The sequence below is a fragment of the Leisingera sp. S132 genome (assembly GCF_025144465.1).
GTDB lineage: Bacteria > Pseudomonadota > Alphaproteobacteria > Rhodobacterales > Rhodobacteraceae > Leisingera.
The window spans coordinates 1,670,054-1,684,921 of the sequence record NZ_CP083553.1 but is presented as its reverse complement, the minus strand read 5'-3'; the positions used below and the strand labels follow the sequence as shown (position 1 = coordinate 1,684,921).

15 protein-coding genes and 1 tRNA gene are annotated in these 14,868 nt (G+C 59.7%); 10 read left to right on the top strand and 6 right to left on the bottom strand.

The window, feature by feature from the left end; genetic code table 11:
- Position 1 precedes the first annotated feature (1 nt).
- From K3725_RS08225 to K3725_RS08210, 4 genes are all read left to right on the top strand, one after another.
- Positions 2 to 430, top strand: coding sequence for a hypothetical protein (locus K3725_RS08225; protein WP_260018297.1), 429 nt, complete (start codon positions 2 to 4; stop codon positions 428 to 430).
- Positions 430 to 1,440, top strand: a complete 1,011-nt coding sequence (locus K3725_RS08220; RefSeq protein ID WP_260018296.1) for a branched-chain amino acid ABC transporter permease — start codon at positions 430 to 432, stop codon at positions 1,438 to 1,440. The genes K3725_RS08225 and K3725_RS08220 overlap by 1 nt, the downstream gene beginning before the upstream one ends.
- On the top strand, positions 1,437 to 2,759 hold the full coding sequence (locus K3725_RS08215) for a branched-chain amino acid ABC transporter permease (RefSeq protein ID WP_260018295.1): 1,323 nt from the start codon (positions 1,437 to 1,439) through the stop codon (positions 2,757 to 2,759). Before K3725_RS08220 ends, K3725_RS08215 begins: the two co-directional genes overlap by 4 nt.
- A gap of 179 nt (positions 2,760 to 2,938) precedes the next feature.
- Positions 2,939 to 3,202 carry a hypothetical protein gene (locus K3725_RS08210; protein WP_260018294.1) on the top strand — a complete coding sequence of 88 codons (264 nt, stop codon included), beginning with the start codon at positions 2,939 to 2,941 and terminating at the stop codon, positions 3,200 to 3,202.
- Between the two features lie 32 nt (positions 3,203 to 3,234).
- Here K3725_RS08210 and K3725_RS08205 read toward each other — a convergent pair whose 3' ends face one another.
- Complete coding sequence (locus tag K3725_RS08205) at positions 3,235 to 4,779, bottom strand: DUF853 domain-containing protein (RefSeq protein ID WP_260018293.1); 1,545 nt, start codon at positions 4,777 to 4,779, stop codon at positions 3,235 to 3,237.
- A gap of 496 nt (positions 4,780 to 5,275) precedes the next feature.
- On the opposite strand from K3725_RS08205, the gene K3725_RS08200 reads away from it, so the two are divergent.
- Positions 5,276 to 5,932, top strand: coding sequence for an invasion associated locus B family protein (locus tag K3725_RS08200; protein ID WP_260018292.1), 657 nt, complete (start codon positions 5,276 to 5,278; stop codon positions 5,930 to 5,932).
- A gap of 65 nt (positions 5,933 to 5,997) precedes the next feature.
- Here K3725_RS08200 and K3725_RS08195 read toward each other — a convergent pair whose 3' ends face one another.
- Genes K3725_RS08195 through K3725_RS08180 form a run of 4 tightly spaced genes read right to left on the bottom strand, consistent with a single transcriptional unit; the run spans position 5,998 to position 10,259 of the window.
- Entirely contained in the window at positions 5,998 to 7,206 is a 1,209-nt protein-coding gene (locus K3725_RS08195) for a beta-ketoacyl synthase (RefSeq protein ID WP_260018291.1), read from the bottom strand.
- A 6-nt stretch (positions 7,207 to 7,212) separates the two neighbouring features.
- The gene (locus K3725_RS08190; protein WP_260018290.1) at positions 7,213 to 7,470 is read right to left on the bottom strand and encodes an acyl carrier protein; all 258 of its coding nucleotides are present in this window, start codon (positions 7,468 to 7,470) and stop codon (positions 7,213 to 7,215) included.
- A 48-nt stretch (positions 7,471 to 7,518) separates the two neighbouring features.
- The gene (gene lpxD / locus K3725_RS08185; RefSeq protein WP_260018289.1) at positions 7,519 to 8,592 is read right to left on the bottom strand and encodes a UDP-3-O-(3-hydroxymyristoyl)glucosamine N-acyltransferase; all 1,074 of its coding nucleotides are present in this window, start codon (positions 8,590 to 8,592) and stop codon (positions 7,519 to 7,521) included.
- A 38-nt stretch (positions 8,593 to 8,630) separates the two neighbouring features.
- Entirely contained in the window at positions 8,631 to 10,259 is a 1,629-nt protein-coding gene (locus K3725_RS08180) for a murein L,D-transpeptidase (protein ID WP_260018288.1), read from the bottom strand.
- A gap of 347 nt (positions 10,260 to 10,606) precedes the next feature.
- Between K3725_RS08180 and K3725_RS08175 the strand changes: the two genes are divergently transcribed.
- Together K3725_RS08175 and K3725_RS08170 are read left to right on the top strand one after the other, a co-directional pair.
- Entirely contained in the window at positions 10,607 to 11,176 is a 570-nt protein-coding gene (locus K3725_RS08175; protein WP_260018287.1) for a DUF882 domain-containing protein, read from the top strand.
- Between the two features lie 168 nt (positions 11,177 to 11,344).
- Positions 11,345 to 11,421 (top strand) — tRNA-Arg (locus K3725_RS08170).
- Positions 11,422 to 11,449: 28 nt separating this feature from the next.
- Here the strand turns inward: K3725_RS08170 and K3725_RS08165 are convergent.
- Complete coding sequence (locus K3725_RS08165; RefSeq protein ID WP_260018286.1) at positions 11,450 to 12,328, bottom strand: LysR family transcriptional regulator; 879 nt, start codon at positions 12,326 to 12,328, stop codon at positions 11,450 to 11,452.
- A gap of 99 nt (positions 12,329 to 12,427) precedes the next feature.
- Here K3725_RS08165 and K3725_RS08160 point away from each other — a divergent pair, with 99 nt between their 5' ends.
- Genes K3725_RS08160 through K3725_RS08150 form a run of 3 tightly spaced genes read left to right on the top strand, consistent with a single transcriptional unit; the run spans position 12,428 to position 14,834 of the window.
- Positions 12,428 to 13,561, top strand: coding sequence for a gamma-butyrobetaine dioxygenase (locus K3725_RS08160; RefSeq protein ID WP_260018285.1), 1,134 nt, complete (start codon positions 12,428 to 12,430; stop codon positions 13,559 to 13,561).
- Between the two features lie 5 nt (positions 13,562 to 13,566).
- Positions 13,567 to 14,172 carry an HD domain-containing protein gene (locus K3725_RS08155; RefSeq protein ID WP_260018284.1) on the top strand — a complete coding sequence of 202 codons (606 nt, stop codon included), beginning with the start codon at positions 13,567 to 13,569 and terminating at the stop codon, positions 14,170 to 14,172.
- On the top strand, positions 14,169 to 14,834 hold the full coding sequence (locus K3725_RS08150; protein ID WP_260018283.1) for an ureidoglycolate lyase: 666 nt from the start codon (positions 14,169 to 14,171) through the stop codon (positions 14,832 to 14,834). The genes K3725_RS08155 and K3725_RS08150 overlap by 4 nt, the downstream gene beginning before the upstream one ends.
- The last annotated feature ends 34 nt before the right edge of the window (positions 14,835 to 14,868 follow it).

Below are 14,868 nucleotides of genomic sequence, written 5' to 3'. Positions count from 1 at the left end.
AATGAAAACTCTATCCCGCTCCGTATTTGAGGTGGTAGCAGGGGCCAAATTGGCGGCTCTGCTCGTACTTCCGTTGCCCAGCTTCGCAGCGACTAACGAATGGACCTGCGTTTCCTCGCATGGCTGTGTAGCGACGACCCCATGCGCTGAGAAGCGCTTCAACTATTCGATTAGCCGCATCGGTGAGACCGTTCATTTTGCATCGGTTGACAGCAGTTTTGACCTGAGGGCGCTTAAGTCGGCAGATGGCGCTATTTTGCGTGCCTATGGACAGCCGATCGAAGGCCAAGGCGTAAGTTCACTAACGTTGTTTGATGATCTCACGTTTGTCTATTCGGGCCATGTCTCAGTCAAAACAAACCCAGAAACTGGTCAGTACATGGGGCTTGCTGCTTCCGTGCTTGGCACCTGTGAAATGGTGAGGTCGTAATGGATCTTCTCAACGCCCTTGTGGCGCTAACCAACTTTGTACTTGTCCCCGGGCTGGCCTATGGCAGCCAGCTGGCGCTTGGCGCGCTGGGGGTGACGCTGATCTACGGGATCCTTCGGTTCTCGAATTTTGCCCATGGCGACACCATGGCGTTCGGCGCGATGGTCACGATCCTGATCACCTGGGCCTTTCAGGCGGCCGGGATCAGCTTTGGCCCGCTTCCGACGGCGCTGCTGGCCCTGCCCTTTGGCATTTTGGGCGCCATCTCGCTGGTGCTGCTGACCGACCGGACCGTTTACCGGTTCTACCGCGAGCAGAAGGCAAAGCCTGTGATCTTCGTAATGGTCTCGCTGGGTGTGATGTTCATGATGAACGGCATCGTGCGTTTCATCATCGGCCCCGGCGACCAGCGGTTTGCCGATGGCGAGCGGTTCATCATCAAGGCACGCACCTTCAAGCAGATGACCGGGCTTGACGAAGGCCTGGCAATCAAGACCACCCAAGGCATCACCGTGATCACCGCGATCATCGTGGTGGCGGTGCTGTTCTGGTTCCTGAACAAGACCCGCACCGGCAAATCCATGCGGGCCTATTCGGATAACGAGGATCTGGCGCTGCTGTCCGGCATCAACCCGGAGCGCGTGGTGATGTACACCTGGATGATCGTCGCGGCGCTGGCGACCATTGCCGGGGTTCTCTATGGCCTCGACAAATCGTTCAAACCCTTCACCTATTTCCAGCTGCTGCTGCCGATCTTTGCCTCTGCCATCGTGGGCGGCCTTGGCAATCCGATTGGTGCCATTGCCGGCGGGTTCATCATCGCCTTCTCCGAGGTGACGATCACCTATGCCTGGAAGAAGGTGCTGACCTACGGCCTGCCAGAAGCCCTCGCGCCTGACGGGCTGGTTCAGCTCCTCAGCACCGACTACAAGTTCGCGGTCTCCTTCGCGATCCTGATTGTCGTCCTCCTGTTCAAGCCTACCGGCCTTTTCAAAGGGAAAGCGGTATGACCGAGACCATGAAACATACCCTTCTTTTCGCCTTTGTGGGCGTAATGATCCTGGCTGAGGGCGCGACCGACTTCCTGTTCTTCTCCGGCTCCTGGAACTCGGCTCTGGTGATCCTGAACATGGGGCTGATCTCGGCCATCATGGCGATCGGAGTGAACATCCAATGGGGCTTTGCCGGACTGTTCAACGTCGGCATCATGGGCTTTACCGCGCTTGGCGGTCTGGCTGTGGTGCTGGTGTCGACCCCGGTGATCCCCGAGGCCTGGTCGTCAGGCGGTGTCAGCATCGTGATGGCGCTGGTGATGGGGGCGCTGACGGTGGTGACTGCCGTGATGATCACCAAGTTCCTGCCCGCAGGCAAGCTGCGCATGCTGGTGCTGTCGGCAGTCATGATCGTGGGCTTCATCGTCTACAGGGCAATCTTCGATCCGGCGGTGGGTTCGGTTGAGGCAATCAACCCCGCCCTTCAGGGCAACATCGGCGGCCTGGGCCTGCCGGTGCTGCTGGCCTGGCCCGCTGGCGGCCTGCTTGCCGCAGGCGCGGCATGGCTGATCGGCAAGACCGCGTTGGGCCTGCGCTCCGATTACCTGGCGATTGCCACGCTGGGGATTGCAGAGATCATCATTGCCGTCCTGAAGAACGAGGACTGGCTGTCGCGCGGCGTGAAGAACGTGGTCGGTCTGCCCCGCCCGCTGCCTTATGAAGTGGATCTGCAAGCCGATCCGTCCTTTGTGGAGCGCGCGGCCAGCTGGGGCTTGGACCCGGTCACCGCCTCAACCATCTATGTGAAGGCGGGCTATGCGCTGATGTTCACCGTAGTGCTGCTGGCGCTTCTGTGGATGGCGCAGATGGCACTGAAAAGCCCCTGGGGCCGGATGATGCGCGCGATCCGCGATAACGAGGTTGCGGCAGAGGCGATGGGCAAGGATGTGACCCGCCGCCACCTGCAGATCTTTGTGCTGGGGTCCGCCATCTGCGGCATTGCCGGGGCGATGATGACCACGCTGGACAGCCAGATGACCCCGGGTACCTACAACCCGCTGCGCTTCACCTTCCTGATCTGGGTGATGGTGATTGTCGGCGGATCCGGCAACAACTTCGGCGCGGTGCTGGGCGGCATGCTGATCTGGTTCTTCTGGATCAAGGTGGAGCCGATGGGCATCCTGCTGATGGAGCTGGTGACGGCTGGCATGGCAGAAGGCAGCGCACTGAAGGCGCATCTTCTCGAAAGCGCCTCGCACATGCGGCTGTTCACCATGGGGCTGATCCTGCTTCTTGTGCTTCGGTTCAGTCCCCGCGGGCTGATACCCGAAAAATAATGCAGCATGGGCCCGGACCAGCACCCCCGGTCCGGGCCCGGCTACCGGCTCCGCCCTTCCTTGCCTTCCTGAGCGCCGGAATACCGGCACCCAAAAACGCCTCAGCATTGCCCCAGAACGGCGAAAGTGGCGCCTTAATTATTTGTTTTTGTGTGGCTGATACTGCTCAGAAGAGCGCAATGAGGCCGGAAGCCATGCACATCGTTTTGAAATCCTTTGCCGCCATCGGCACACTTGCGGCTTTGACCGGCTGTGTTTCCCCTGAACAATTCGAAACCGCTCCGGTCCAGCTGAGGACCAGCAAGGGCATTGTCACATGCCAGCTTTATACCAAGGAACGGGTCCTGTGGGACCGCTCGATCGACCGGCCCGCGTCGATGACGGTCCAGGAAGCTGATGACATCTGCAAACGCGAAGGTTACAGGCAGAAGATCGAGGGCTGACGCGAGCCCTGATCCCCAATGCCGGTTTCTGCTCAGCGGCCCTTGAACAGGCTTCCCAGAATGCCGCGGACGATCCGGCGGCCGGTTGTGCCCTTCAGTTCCTTGATGACTGCTTCTGACATTGCAGAGGTAAAACTGTCCTTCTGCTTGTAAGAGCGTGAAGACGAACGGCTGACCCGTGATCCTGAGTAGCGGCGTGCGGCATTGAACTCCCGCGCCATCGGTTCTGGCGCAGCCTCAGCAGTTTCCTCGGCGGCTTCAGCCGCCTGCGCTGCGGCCTGCGCCCGCTGGGCCAGGATTTCAAAGGCCGACCTGCGGTCCATCGGAGTGTCGTATTTCCCAGCCATGTCAGAGGTTTTCAGCATCTTCTTGCGCTCCTCTGCCGTGATCGGCCCCAGCTGCGTGCTAGGCGGACGGATTAGTGTCCGTTCGACCACGCCAGGCACGCCCTTCTTCTGGAGCATCGACGTGACCGCTTCCCCCACGCCAACCTCGCGAATGGCATCTTCCGTCGAAAACCGCGGGTTCTCCCGATAGGTTTCGGCCGCCAGCCGCAGATTTTTACGGTCCTTGGCGGTGAACGCGCGCAGCGCATGCTGGATGCGGTTGCCAAGCTGGCCCAGAATGTCCTCTGGCACATCGGCGGGATTCTGGCTGACGAAATAAACTCCGACACCCTTGGAACGGATCAGGCGGGCCACCTGCTCCACCTTGTCGACCAGCGCCTTGGGTGCGTCTTCGAAAAGCAAATGCGCTTCGTCAAAGAAGAACACCAGCCGCGGTTTGTCGGGGTCGCCAACTTCCGGCAGTTCTTCGAACAATTCGCTGAGGAGCCACAGAAGAAAGGTTGAGTACAGTCCCGGTGCCGCCATCAGCTTGTCCGCGGCCAGAATATTGACCATGCCTTTGCCAGCCGCATCGCAACGCATCAAATCGCTTAGAGCCAGGGCTGGTTCGCCGAACAGCCCGGCGCCGCCCTGGTTCTCCAGTACCAGAAGGCGGCGCTGAATGGCACCGATCGAGGCCGTTGACACATTCCCATAGCGCAAAGACAGCTGGCTGCGGTTCTCTCCGATCCAGACCAGCAGCGCCTGCAGGTCCTTCAGGTCCAGCAGCGGCAGCCCCTCTTCATCGGCGAGCCGGAAGGCAATGTTCAATATACCCTCCTGCGCCTCGCTCAGCTCCAGCAAACGCGCCAGCAGCAGCGGGCCCATCTCCGCAACTGTGGTGCGCACCGGATGGCCCTGTTCGCCATAGAGATCCCAGAAAGTGACCGGGCAGGCATGATAGGAATACTCCGCAAAGCCGATTTTGGCGGCGCGGGAGGTGAAAGCCTCGTGCAGTTTGTGGCGTGCCGAGCCCGCCTTAGCCAGCCCCGACAAATCGCCCTTCACATCCGCAAGGATCACCGGCACGCCGGAATTGGAAAACCCCTCAGCCAGGATCTGCAGGGTCACTGTCTTGCCTGTTCCGGTGGCGCCCGCGATCAGGCCATGGCGGTTGGCGTATTTCAGGTCCAGCCCCTGCTGCTCGCCGTATCCTTCTCCACCGCCGCCGAGAAATATTCTGTCTGACATGCTCGCCCTGCCTGTTCTTTTTCCTGTGGATAACAATACAAAGTTAACTTTTGGATGCGATAGTTAATCTTGCCCGCCCCTGCAAAAGCGGTTGCCGTGGCGGACATTTCCTCCCTGTCAGACTGGCCGTGCCTCGTGCACGGCCTTCTTTTTGGGCAATGACTGCCTGTAAAACGGGCATATTCCCCTGTCCACTCAGCCCAAAGTCTTCAATTTTCATGAAATGCGGCCAGCCTGGTTTTTTTTTGAACTTGGATGTTGACCGATGGCCAGCCCTTTCGTAACGTCCTACGCAATAACTAAGTCGGCCAGTCCGACGGGGAGATGCAAACGCGAGAAAGGGGACCAGCCGGTTCCCTTTTTTGCATTTTTTCAGAGACTTCTGCAACTGAGTTGCGGTGCGCGGAATTCCCCGCCAATCCCGCGTAATGGGCCTGACACCGTCTGGGCGGCGTGCTACATGCGTTGGCAGCGTCTTTAAAAAAATGAGGCATTCATGTTGAAGTCCCTGACCCCGATCACGCTTGCCGCGATGCTGGCCATGACCGCGCCGCTGGCGGCGCAGGAAGCGACCACAGAAGACACGAGCACCACGGAACAGGCCGCAGAGGCGGAAACCGCGGAGCAGGCAGAGCAATCGGGATCGACTGCAGATCAGCTGCTGGACCTGGGCGAACCGGTAAATGACGGCCCCAGACTGGGCGACCGCTACTCCAAGGAAAAACACGGCGACTGGGATCTTGCCTGTATCCGGACCGAACAGGAAAACGACCCCTGCTCGCTGTTGCAGGTTCTGGCCGGGCCGCAGGGCAACCCGATGGCTGAGGTGTCCCTGTTCCGTATCGAACAGCAAGGCGGCCAGGCGGTTGCCGGCGCAACTGTGATCGTACCGCTGGAAACCCTGCTGCCGGCAGCGCTGACCATCTCCATCGATGGCGCGCCTGCCAAGCGCTACAACTATTCCTTCTGCAACCCACTGGGCTGCGTCGCTCAGATCGGGCTGACCCAGAGCGACATCGATGCCTTCAAAAAAGGCAAAGAGGCCGTTCTGTCGCTGCGCCCGGCACCGGCACCGGACCAGGTTGTCGAGATGAAACTGTCGCTGAGCGGCTTTACCGCCGGCTATGACGTGGTTGACGTCGTCAAACAGTAACGTCTGATATCAGCCAAACATTACGCCGCGCGCCCAAGGGCCGCGGCGTTTTTTGTTTAAGCTCATCAGACCTTGCGCAGTGCCAGAACCGCGTTCAATCCCCCAAAGGCAAAGGCGTTGGACAAGGCCACCTCAACCCTGGCTTCACGTGCTTCGTTCGGGACGACGTCGAGCGCACACTCCGGATCGGGCTCCTCATAGCCGATGGTCGGTGCAATCACCCCGTCGCGCAGCGCCATGATGCAGGCCAGAAGCTCCACCGCGCCGGTGCCGCCGATCAGGTGGCCGTGCATGGACTTGGTGGAGGATATCATCAGGCTGTCAGCGTGCGGCCCGAACACATCCGCGACCGCAGCGCATTCCGTCTTGTCATTGGCCGCCGTACCGGTGCCGTGAGCGTTAATATAGCCGACCTCTGAGGCGTCGATGCGGGAATCCTGCAGCGCGCCCGCAATGGCCCGCGCTGCCCCCTGCTTGCTGGGCATAACAATATCCGCTGCATCCGAAGACATGGCAAAGCCAATGACCTCGCATAGGATTTCGGCGTCCCTCGCCTTGGCGTGCTCATACTCTTCAAACACGAAAATGCCAGCGCCTTCACCCTGCACCATGCCGTTGCGGTTGGCGCTGAACGGGCGGCAGGCGTCCTTGGACATCACCCGCAGGCCTTCCCAGGCTTTCACTCCGCCAAAGCACAGCATGGATTCCGATCCGCCTGTGATCATCACCGGGCTCATTCCGGAGCGCACCATTTGAAACGCCTGCGCCATCGCATGATTGGAAGACGCGCAGGCCGTGGATACGGTGAAACTCGGCCCCTTGAGATTAAACTGCATCGACACATGGCCGGCCGCTGCATTGTTCATCAGTTTGGGCACGACAAACGGATGCACCCGGTTCTTGCCGTCCTCGTAAACGCTGCGGTAATTTTCATCCAGCGTCTGCATGCCGCCGCCGGAATTGCCCAGAACCACACCGGCCTTGGCTGACAGCTCGCCATGGAACTCCAATCCGGACTTTTCAATGGCTTCCTTGGCAGCGGTCAGGGTGAACTGGGTGAACCGGTCATAGAGGCTCATCTGCTGGCGGTTGAAACGGCCCTCGGCCTCAAAGCCGCGGACCTGGCCGCCGATTCTGATGGCCAGCCGCTCTACATCGCGGAAGTCCAATTCACCGATACCGCAACGGCCCTCGCGCATGGCAGCTAGCGTGTCGGGCACCGAATGGCCCAGGGCATTGATGGTTCCAGCCCCGGTAATAACGACACGTTTCATGAAGCTTTACGCTTTTTCCAGAACCAGCTTGTCGATCCCGGCAACAATGGCCGCGACATTGGAGATATCGAAGTCGCTTTTCTCCGGCTCATTGGCATTGAAGGGGATCGAGATGTCGAACTCCTCTTCGATCGCAAAGATGCTCTCGACCACGCCCAGGCTGTCGATTCCCAGATCCGCTAGCGTGCTGTCGAGGGTCACATCCGACGGTTCCAGAACCGCCTGTTCGGCAATGATTGCAATGACCTTATCCTGCGTGCTCATGTAAAGATCCCCGATGTTCTGCCTGAGGCTGATGTAGGTATTCGACGGTTACTTGAAAACAGCCTTTTTTAACAATTCGATGTCACGCATCAGACGCGGCAGGCGGCGCTGTGCTTTATACATCTCGGTGTTGGTCTCCATCTTGACAGCCGGGTAGCCCATGATGACCCGGCCAGCGGGCACATTGGACAGGATCTTGGTGCCGCCCCCGGCAATCACCCCGTCACCGATGAAGATATTGTCGACCACGCCGCACTGGCCGCCCAGAACAACGTTGTTGCCAATGTCCACCGACCCGGAGATCCCGGTCTGGCCGCACAGCAGGCAGTCATTGCCAACGCGGGTGTTGTGGCCCACATGCACGAGGTTGTCGAGCTTGCTGCCATCACCAATCACCGTGTCGCGGATGGTGCCATTGTCGATGGTGCAATTGGAACCAACCTCCACATCATCACCAATTGTGACCGCGCCCAGCGAATGAATACGGATCCAGGATTGCGCCTTGGCCTCGCCCTGGTCGCCCAGGGTCTTGCGCACGTTTTCCGCGCCGGACACTTCGGGCGTGACATAGGAAAACCCATCGCCGCCAATCCGCGCCCCCGGCTGAGCGCGGAAACGGGCGCCGATGGTTGCACGGGCGGAGATGGAAACCATTTCGCGCAGGTATGCGCCGTCGCCGATAACAGCATCCGCACCGACATAGCAGTGCGGGCCAATGACGGACCGAGCGCCGATTCTGGCGCCCGCCCCGATCACGGCCAGCGGCCCGACAGAGACATCTTCACCCAATACCGCTGAAGGATCGATAACGGCAGAAGGGTGGATGCCCGGCGGAAAACCCTGACCGCGGTCCAGCATTGCCGTCACACCTGACATGGCCATGCGCGGACGCGGGGCAAAGATTGCCGCCTTCAGCCCGAACGATTGCCAATCCGCGCCCTCCCAAAGAATGGCTGCCAGCGCCTGGCCTTCCTTCAGGCCGTCGGCATACTTCGGCGCCATTGCCATGGCCAGCTGGCCGGCCTGCGCATCCTGAGGCTCTGCCGCCTGTGCAACTTGCAGGTCGAGGTCGCCCTCGGCATCCGCGCCCAGAGACTCGGCAATCTGGCGGATTGTGAACATGTCAGGCCCTCTCAGAATATCCTGTATGGGCCTGACATTTACCCCTGAACGCTGGGCAGCACCACCCCTGCCCGTTCCAGCGCAGCCCAGACCTTGGCGTCGCGGCCATAGACATCCCGGCGGAATTCGGCGCGGCCTTTGCCGGACACCACAGCGGTCCGGTAAATGATGTGCACCGGCACCTTCGTCTCAAGCTCGACCTTGGTTTCCTTGCCGGAATTCAGAATGCGGTGAAAGAAATCCTTGGGGTTTTCGGTCTGCTTGGCCAGCAGCGCATAGGCAAATTCGAACGGCTGAGCCAGACGGATACAGCCGTGCGAAAAGGCGCGCACCTCACGGGCAAAAAGGCTCTTCTGCGGGGTGTCGTGCAGATAGATATTGTATTTGTTCGGGAACATGAATTTGACCAGACCCAGCGCGTTGCTGCGGCTGGGGGGCTGACGCATGGAGAACGGAAAATTCCGCGCCGTATATTGCGAGAAGTCTGCAGAACCGCGGTTCACCACCCGGCCGCGGCTGTCGGTGATCTGGATGTGGCCAACGGCATTCGGGTTGTTCTGCAGCTTCGGCAGGTATTCCTTGGTGATGATCGAGCGCGGCACATACCAGCTCGGATTGATCACCATATGCTCCATCTCGTCTGAGAACTCCGGGCTGCGGCGGTCGTGGGTGTTCTTGCCGATCACCGAGCGGGTTTCAAAAGTCACGTCACCATTGTCGACGATCTTGGCGGTGAAATCGGTCTGATTGACCAAAATATGGCGTTCGCCGCGCTCCGGCGTCAGCCAGCGCTCCCGCTCCATCGCGATGATGATGGACTTCAGCCGGGCACTGACCGGTTTGTTGATCTCATCAATGGTGCCAGCTCCTGCCACACCATCTGTTTCCAGACCATGATCGGACTGGAAGCTTTGCACGGCCTTCTCCATTGCCCCGTCATAGGTCCGCGCAGCGCTGCGCGGCAGATAGCCCATCAGCATCAGGCGGTTGCGCAATGCAACCACTGCCGGCCCCTGATCGCCGCGCTCCAATTTCTTGGCGTTCACAGCCGGACCCCAGCCGCCAGCAGCCATGACCTGCTCCAAACGCAGTTTTTCCCGCATAAGCCCGCGGTATTGCGGCGATGCCGGAACCAGGCTGCGCAAATAAGAATATGGCTGGGCGTCGCGGATCCCCGCCAGGAATGTTGCCCCGTCAACGGAATGTTTCTTGCGCACCATGCCGTCGTCGATCTGCGAAGGAACCAGCAGTCCGGTCTGCAAATCTGTGGCATATTGGACCAGTGCCCGGCTCAGCGCGGCCTCAACGTTGCCGATGTCACGCGTCGTGCGCACATTGCGCATCTGCTCGATCAGCGCGCTGACCTCGGCAGAGCGGTCCGGCAAGCCATGGGCCTGGGTGTCGCCCAAGGCTGCCAAAAGGGCATTGCGGCGCTGAAGAGAGGCGTCATCCTGGCCGGTCCAGATCGCCTGGTACCCGTTTTTCCGGTAGAATTCCGCGACGGCGTCGCTGCCGTAAGCCGCCTCGGCGACCGCTTGGCGGAAAGCTGCCGAAACTTCAGCCTGTGCTGACCCGGAAACAGACCCGGCGGCCAAACCGCCCAGTGCCAGGGCAAACAGCCCTGCTTTGATCCCTGGCAAGACGCTTCCTGCAATCGCACGAGTCATAATTTCCGGTCCTTGCGCCGATTTTTGTCAATTCTGGCAGTGCCTAACTGAAATTCTGGTAAATGCCAGCCGCTGTTGTCCATTCACAATTGCGAAAAGTCAGCTTTGATGCAGCAATGCCGCGTCTATGAAACCCCGTTGCAACAGTCGCGGGGAAAAGTTCCCTCGCCCTCCCCTTATGCGCAAAAATTCGCCGAAAAACGGGCTATCCGTTACAGCGCGGCAAAGAAATGTTGGATCAGGATTCTCTGTGTGCCATACATGCCGCACGTTAACTGAGATCGTTAACGTGCCCGTAACATCGGGCAATAGGCAGGACTAAAAGCGTACGGGACGGCGCAGTGACAATGGCAAAAACCACGGGCACGGGGATTTCCCGGCGTTCTCTTTTGGGTGTATTTGCTGCAACCGCAGTGGCAGCAGCCCCGACTTTCTCCAATGCAGCAGGCTTCCTTCGCGGCGGCGGTGATATCCGCCGGATCCGCATGTATTCGGGCCGCACTGGCGAGCGCCTGGACATGGTGTATTGGATCGACGGTGACTACATCAAAGACGCCGTCAAGGAAATCAATCACTTCATGCGGGACTGGCGTACCGATGAAGTCAAGAACATGGACCTGCGGACCATTGACATCATGGCGGCTTCCCACAATCTGCTGGATGTGAACGAGCCCTATATGCTGTTGTCCGGCTATCGCAGCCCCAAAACCAATGCCATGCTGCGCAGCCGTTCCCGCGGAGTGGCGAAAAACTCGCTGCATATGCGCGGCCAGGCTGCCGATCTTCGCTTGGCCTCCCGCTCGGTTTCACAGATGGCGCAAGCGGCTGAGGCATGCCACGCCGGCGGTGTTGGTAAATACCAACGTTCGAATTTTGTGCATATGGATTGCGGCGTTGTCCGCTCATGGCGCGGATAACGCCATCAGCCATTGCAAGAATGCAAGCCTGCCCACCCGGTGCAGGCTTTTTCTTTTGCACGCTGCCATGCCGTTCACGCCTGATCCGCTGAATGGCAGGAAATTGGAAACAGGCGGTTTTTCCCGTTGCAGAGGCAATCAAGCGCGGGTATACCCCGGCTTAACAACGCACCTGTAGCTCAGCTGGATAGAGCGCTGCCCTCCGAAGGCAGAGGCCAGAGGTTCGAATCCTCTCAGGTGCGCCACTTTTTCCCCATTCTGCGAAACCTTCCTCTACTGCACATGGTGTGTCAGTGCGTCTGAAAGCGCGGAAAGAAGGGTTTTTTGCCGCGGAGATTTACCGAGGCTCGGCGGCCAGGTCAGCCAATAACCGTCAATCGTGGCCAATTCGGCGGCAGGCAAACAGATCAATTGCCCGGTCAGCAACAGATTGGCAGCCAGCGCCCTGGATCCTAAAACCACCCCCATTCCAAGCCGGGCGGCCCGGAGGGCATGCGCCATGGAATCCACCGAAACCGGGCCGGCCTCAGGCGCCGGCTCTCCGGTCACCCGTGCCCACTCGCTCCAGCCTGGCCGTTCTCCGCGCAACTCAATCGCCGGCAGTTGGCGCCAGTTGGCTCTATGACCTGGGGCCGCCATCGGTTGAAGAACCTCATTTGCCAGCAGGACACCGTCGCGGCCCTGCCAGTTGCCGCGCCCATATCTGATATGCAATGCACCGTCCGCCGCTTCGAAATCCAACCGTTTCGGCACGGTTTCCGTGACTAGACGAAGCTCAGGATGACTTTCGGAAAACGCTGTAAGCCTCGGCAGTAAAAGCATTTCCAGATGCGATGGCTGAGCGGCGATCCGCAACTCCCGAACACTGTGCCCAAACAGGTTTTCGGTACCCTGCTCCAGGGCACGAAGGGAATCATGGACCAGCGGCAGGTAGCTTTCGCCATCTACTGTCAATGTCACGCCGCGAGCCGACCGGATGAAGAGTTGCCGCCCCAGCCAGGATTCCAGGTTGCGAATCCGCTGACTGACGGCGGCCTGGGTTGACCCGAATTCCTCAGCCGCAGCGGTGAAACTGCCATGGCGGCCGGCAGCCTCAAAAACCTTGAGCCAATCAAGCGGCGGCAAGCCCTGTTTGGTCACTTTCTTAGACATTAGAAAACCTAACTCTCAAACCCCAATTTCCGTCGTTCTCTTGATGGCTGAGCGGCGGTAGCAAGGCAAGAAAGAACAAGGCCAACCGGAGAGACCCTCATGCCCCGTTCCGTATCCGCCGACGCATCCGGCAGCTTTCTGACCCTGACATTCGAAGACGGCAGCGATAGCCGCTTTCATGCGGTCTGGCTGCGTGACAACGCGCTGGACCCTGAAACCCGTTCACCGGGGAACGGTCAGCGGCTGATTACCATCGGCGACATTCCAGCCGACACCAAGATCAGCACCGCACTGGTGGAAGACGGATCTCTGACCGTCACCTTCGCTCCGGAAGGAAAGACCGTGACTTTCCCTGGCACCTGGTTGAAGGAGCACGCCTATGACATTGACCGGGCGACGGAATTCGGCCGCATGGCACCAGGCATCGAGACTTGGAACAGCAGCCTGCCTGCCCCTGTGTTCGACTGGGAGGAGGTGCTGTCCGACCCCAAAACCAAACGGGACTGGCTCGACGCAATTGCCCGCTTGGGATTCGCCAAACTGGTGAACGGCCCCGTTACCGAAGGCGCGCTGATTGAGAATGCCGGGATGTTCGGTTTCGTCCGGGAGACGAATTACGGCAAGTATTTCGAAGTGCGTACCGAAGTGAATCCGACCAATCTGGCTTATACAGGTCTCGGCCTGCAGGCCCACACCGACAACCCCTACCGTGACCCGGTGCCCAGCTTGCAGATTCTCTATTGCCTGGAAAACTCGGCCGAGGGCGGCGACAGCATCGTTGTGGACGGTTTCCGCGCAGCCGAGCGCCTGAAAGAGGAAAACCCAGAGGGCTTTGCCCTTCTGGCAGGATACCCGGCCCGGTTTGAATACAAGGGGTCCGACGGTGTGCATCTGCGCTCCCGTCGGCCGATGATCGAGCTGTCACCTGATGGCGAGATGATCGGGATGCGCTTCAACAACCGGTCCTCCGCCCCGTTTGTCGACATTCCCTTTGACAAGATGGAAGCCTACTACGCCGCCTACCGGCGCCTGGCTGAATTCATCGACGATCCTGACATGGGCGTTTCCTTCAAGCTGGAGCCGGGCGAAAGTTTCATCGTCGACAACACCCGCGTCATGCATGCGCGCCTGGGGTATTCCGGGTCTGGCTCACGCTGGTTGCAGGGCTGCTACGCCGACAAGGACGGGCTGCAGTCGACCCTGAACGTGCTGAATGCGCAGCTGGAGGGCTGAGAGAGATGAGCAAACCAGACGTCAGCCAGCTGAACCGGGACAATATCGTCGACTTCATCGGCGGCATCTTTGATCGCCGCGGTGACGAAGAATACCTGGGCGAGCCAGTCACCATGGCCGAACACATGCTGCAAGGCGCCACCATCGCCGAACAGAACGGCCAGCCGGAAGAGATCATCGTGGGGGCGCTTCTCCACGATATCGGCCATTTCACCAGCGAGTTCGGCACATTTTCCATGGATGACACAGAGGACCGCTATCACGAGGAGGCCGGAGCCGAGGTTCTGGAGCAGTTCTTCCCGTCGGTGATCACCGACTGCGTCCGCTACCATGTGGCTGCCAAGCGTTATCTGTGTGCCACCAAACCGGAGTATTTCAACCGTTTATCAGAGGCTTCGATCCACTCCCTGAACCTGCAAGGCGGGCCGATGAATGCGGAGGAAGTGGCGGAATTCGAGAAGAACCCGAACCTCAAGCAGATCATTGCGGTGCGTTACCTGGACGAGGCGGGCAAGCGCGATGACATGGACACCCCGGACTACTGGCATTTTGCGCCGATGGTGCAGCGGATGGTAGATAAGCACATGGGAACGGGAGTTTCCGCAAGATGAGCGCGCCTGAGTATATCTTTGAGGCCAGCACCAAACCCTCTCTGCCCTGGCATGAGGTGCCGCTGATCAGGGCGACCGATGAAAGCGTCAAGGGGTACGGCTGCCTGGTGGACGATCCGGAGAATTTCGAGATCGAAATCGTGCAATGGCCTGCTCAGGGCTGGCGGCCGATCGACGAGGGCACCGGCGACGAGGCCGGATGGGTCGAGGGCACTTTCCGCGGCGACTGGCGCGGTGATGTGCTCTATGGCGAGAACGAAGCGGTCAACGGCAACTATGTACTGGGCTGGTCCACCGACCCGCAAAAGGCACAAGTTGAAGCGCAGACCGCGCCCCGCGACCAAGTTCTGCTATGGCACATGAACTATCACCCCGACGGCGGCCAGCTGTTCTATCCGCTGGACAACAAGCCCTTTATCATTCCCGCAGCCTTGCCGGGGGATGATCTGAAGCCTGAAAAGGTCGTGGCGTTCTGGTGTGACGGGTCCAAGGGGCTCTATATCCACCCCAATATCTGGCACGAGGGGATCTTTCCGGTGGACGACAGCCAGCGTTTCCTCGACCGGCAGGGCAAGGTGCATGCCCGGGTCAGCTGCGACGTTGGCAAGGAGTTTGGCGTTTACCTGTCCTGCCCGCTGCGCGAAGACAAGATCCAGGGCTAAAGGCTGAGAGAACAAGAAAAAACGGCGCCTCCAC

What these genes read in the sequence shown, in the direction of transcription:
- K3725_RS08200 (WP_260018292.1), top strand. Translation starts at nt 5,276, where the DNA reads ATGTTGAAGTCCCTGACCCCGATCACGCTTGCCGCGATGCTGGCCATG.
- K3725_RS08160 (WP_260018285.1), top strand. Translation starts at nt 12,428, where the DNA reads ATGCCCCGTTCCGTATCCGCCGACGCATCCGGCAGCTTTCTGACCCTG.
- K3725_RS08180 (WP_260018288.1), bottom strand. Translation starts at nt 10,259, where the DNA reads ATGACTCGTGCGATTGCAGGAAGCGTCTTGCCAGGGATCAAAGCAGGG.
- K3725_RS08175 (WP_260018287.1), top strand. Translation starts at nt 10,607, where the DNA reads ATGGCAAAAACCACGGGCACGGGGATTTCCCGGCGTTCTCTTTTGGGT.
- K3725_RS08225 (WP_260018297.1), top strand. Translation starts at nt 2, where the DNA reads ATGAAAACTCTATCCCGCTCCGTATTTGAGGTGGTAGCAGGGGCCAAA.
- K3725_RS08190 (WP_260018290.1), bottom strand. Translation starts at nt 7,470, where the DNA reads ATGAGCACGCAGGATAAGGTCATTGCAATCATTGCCGAACAGGCGGTT.
- K3725_RS08155 (WP_260018284.1), top strand. Translation starts at nt 13,567, where the DNA reads ATGAGCAAACCAGACGTCAGCCAGCTGAACCGGGACAATATCGTCGAC.
- K3725_RS08205 (WP_260018293.1), bottom strand. Translation starts at nt 4,779, where the DNA reads ATGTCAGACAGAATATTTCTCGGCGGCGGTGGAGAAGGATACGGCGAG.
- K3725_RS08220 (WP_260018296.1), top strand. Translation starts at nt 430, where the DNA reads ATGGATCTTCTCAACGCCCTTGTGGCGCTAACCAACTTTGTACTTGTC.
- K3725_RS08215 (WP_260018295.1), top strand. Translation starts at nt 1,437, where the DNA reads ATGACCGAGACCATGAAACATACCCTTCTTTTCGCCTTTGTGGGCGTA.
- K3725_RS08150 (WP_260018283.1), top strand. Translation starts at nt 14,169, where the DNA reads ATGAGCGCGCCTGAGTATATCTTTGAGGCCAGCACCAAACCCTCTCTG.
- lpxD (WP_260018289.1), bottom strand. Translation starts at nt 8,592, where the DNA reads ATGTTCACAATCCGCCAGATTGCCGAGTCTCTGGGCGCGGATGCCGAG.
- K3725_RS08210 (WP_260018294.1), top strand. Translation starts at nt 2,939, where the DNA reads ATGAGGCCGGAAGCCATGCACATCGTTTTGAAATCCTTTGCCGCCATC.
- K3725_RS08195 (WP_260018291.1), bottom strand. Translation starts at nt 7,206, where the DNA reads ATGAAACGTGTCGTTATTACCGGGGCTGGAACCATCAATGCCCTGGGC.
- K3725_RS08165 (WP_260018286.1), bottom strand. Translation starts at nt 12,328, where the DNA reads ATGTCTAAGAAAGTGACCAAACAGGGCTTGCCGCCGCTTGATTGGCTC.